The following is a 2,705-nucleotide window of genomic DNA, read 5'->3' on the forward strand; positions in this document are numbered from 1 at the left end:
CTGCTTAATCAACTCGAAAAAGTGCCGCTGATCATTCTTGACGACTTCGGCCTGGCCCCATTGGATCATAATACTAAACTAACCTTGCTGCAACTACTCGAAGACAGGTATGGGAAAAGGGCAACTATTATCACTTCGCAGCTTCCTGTAAAATCCTGGTATCAATACCTGGATGAGCCTACCCTGGCCGATGCAATTATGGACAGATTGTCAGGTGCAGCCCATAAAATTGAACTAAAAGGAGAATCACTAAGAAAGAAATCCAAAGAATAAAAAACCTATTTTTGCCCTCTCACCGTTCATTACATAGTGGCCTACTTTCGACCGGAATCACTGGCCTAGTTTGTCCGGAATATTCAGCAGGCTGAGCCTGCACTGTATATACACGCGGACGTTGGGCACAATAGTAGAGCAAAAATGACAACATGAAAATTGATTTAGATAACAGAAAATTCAAAACACACTCAAATACTGACAACGGTGATGTGACTGGGGATACGATTTTTTATTACAAGCAATCTGACAATATAATTTCAGCTGACTATAAAGGTGGAGATATTATAAAAGGAAACTTGATTGGGAAAGTAGTAGAAAACAAATATATAGATTTTGTATATCACCATATTAATGTTCATGGAGAGATAATGACAGGTGTATGCCAATCCTATCCCGAAATTTTGGATTCTGGTAAAATGATTCTAAAAGAGTTTTGGCAATGGACTTGTAAGGACAAAAGCAAAGGAGAATCAATTATAATTGAAATATAAATGAACATATTAATCGTATATTGCCATCCAAGTAAAAAATCTTTTACTTATCAGGTTTTCGATAGACTTTTGAATGGATTAAAAACTTCTGGACATAAAGTAACAGTGTCAGATTTATATGAAATGAATTTTCAAAGCGATATGAGCGAGACCGAATACGAAAGAGAAGGATTTGCAAACCTTGAGAAACAATTACCCAATGACATTTTAAATGAGCATAGAAAAATTCAAGAATCCGACTGTATAATATTTATTTATCCTGTTTGGTGGAGTGATTGTCCAGCAAAATTAAAAGGTTGGTTTGATAGAGTTTATTCCGTTGGGTATGCTTATGGATATGATTCTGTTGGTAATAAGCAAATTAAAATGAAAAAACAAAAATTAGGATTAGTATTATGCACAGCAGGTCATCCGAATGAATTTTTAGATGAAGTTGGAATTGCAGAAAGTATGCGAAACGTTATGATTGATGATAGACTTGGACAAAGATTTGAAAACAAACAAATGATAATTCTTGGAGGAACTCTGGATATAGATAAAGTTAAAGAAAATCATCTGACGAAAGCATATGAAATAGGAGAAAATATAGAGAACTACAGTGCCCAACATCGTGTATAAAGCATTGGGGTTTAAGTGGTTAATTCAAGCGTTCTGCCCCGCATCGGCGTTTGTGTCGGCGGATAGGAACGAAGCCCGCAATCCCCAACGCTTCATACACGCAAACGTTATAGCCTATGCAAACGACTCATCCCAATTCAAAATAATGACTGAGATAACAAGAAATAGAACAATAAGACCTTCAACAAGTCTTGAAAAGTCAAAGAGTTATAAGATCGACACTAAAGTGGTCACACGAGGGGACATTTTAGTAGTTAATATTGACCACGAATCAAAACCGTTTCGTAAGACTTTCAAGTTCAACGGTTCGGACATTGCCCACAAAAACAGCATCAGTTTCAGGGTCAATGACTTCGGAACTTCCATTGACATCAGTTGGAGCGGTGCCACACCAATAGGAACAGGAACAACCAAAGCTACGACACCATCAACCACATCAAAGCGATTGATAAATAAAGTAGTGGAAAAAACAAGTTCCGAACCAAAAACAACACACGCCAAGACTTCATTCGACCCAATTTCAAATGCGGATACTCAAATCTTAATATTGGGAACCATGCCAGGAGACAAATCACTTGAACTAGGTGAGTACTACGGACATTCAAGAAACAGATTTTGGAAAATCATTTCGACCATAACAAACAACGAGCTGCCACAGACCTACGCAGATAAAAAAGTACTTCTACTCAAGACAAGAATTGGAATTTGGGACGTAGCACATAAAGCAAATAGAAAAGGAAGTCTTGACAGTGCAATTGAAGACGAAGAGCCAAATAACTTGAACAGCTTTATTGCAAAGCATAAGAATTTAAAAGTTATCTGCTTTAACGGAGCCAAGTCAGAAGCACTTCACGACAAGTATTTTGACAGAATATCCGAAATAAAATACATTTCTTTACCAAGCACAAGTCCAGCAAACACAGGAATTGACTTTGACAGCATTTGCAAAAAATGGAAACAAATATTTACCAAATAAATCAAAAGATAAATAAGCACAGGCTATAACAGCACCTAAGAAAACATGGGGCAGACAGTGCATAGAGCGAGCTTGGTTCTCCGATTCCAAGTTCAGTTTCGGTGGACAGTTAATCGCTCCGAAAAGCCCCACGTTTCTTAGCTGCAAAACGTTATAATACAGCTTAAAAAGTTGAAATTCTGTGCAAAATATCGAATATCAGACCATTACGGAACATTCCCGGAATACGTTTAATGGCCGGACAGCAGCGGTTTCATGGATGGGCACGATCTATGGAAGATTCACGGAGATCCAGGCTTTTTTCGGATTTGAGTAAATTTAGAAGGTTGAGTTTGAAGCCGTAT

The 2,705-nt window shown here is 37.7% G+C and carries 4 protein-coding genes; all 4 read left to right on the forward strand.

The window, feature by feature from the left end; genetic code table 11:
* The coding region (locus tag B3F51_RS03535; RefSeq protein WP_286945504.1) for an ATP-binding protein at nt 1-273 on the forward strand (273 nt) is incomplete at its 5' end.
* 152 nt (nt 274-425) lie between these two features.
* Nucleotides 426-767 (forward strand): n-acetylglutamate synthase, encoded by a 342-nt coding sequence (locus tag B3F51_RS03540; protein ID WP_286945506.1) that lies wholly within the window; start codon nt 426-428, stop codon nt 765-767.
* Entirely contained in the window at nt 768-1,385 is a 618-nt protein-coding gene (locus tag B3F51_RS03545) for an NAD(P)H-dependent oxidoreductase (RefSeq protein ID WP_286945508.1), read from the forward strand. It begins immediately after the preceding gene.
* On the forward strand, nt 1,366-2,361 hold the full coding sequence (locus B3F51_RS03550; RefSeq protein ID WP_286945510.1) for a DNA-deoxyinosine glycosylase: 996 nt from the start codon (nt 1,366-1,368) through the stop codon (nt 2,359-2,361). The genes B3F51_RS03545 and B3F51_RS03550 overlap by 20 nt, the downstream gene beginning before the upstream one ends.
* The last annotated feature ends 344 nt before the right edge of the window (nt 2,362-2,705 follow it).

Origin of the sequence: Acetobacterium sp. UBA5834 (assembly GCF_002435675.1) — a bacterium.
In the GTDB taxonomy this organism is placed as follows: Bacteria; Bacillota; Clostridia; order Eubacteriales; family Eubacteriaceae; genus Acetobacterium; species Acetobacterium wieringae.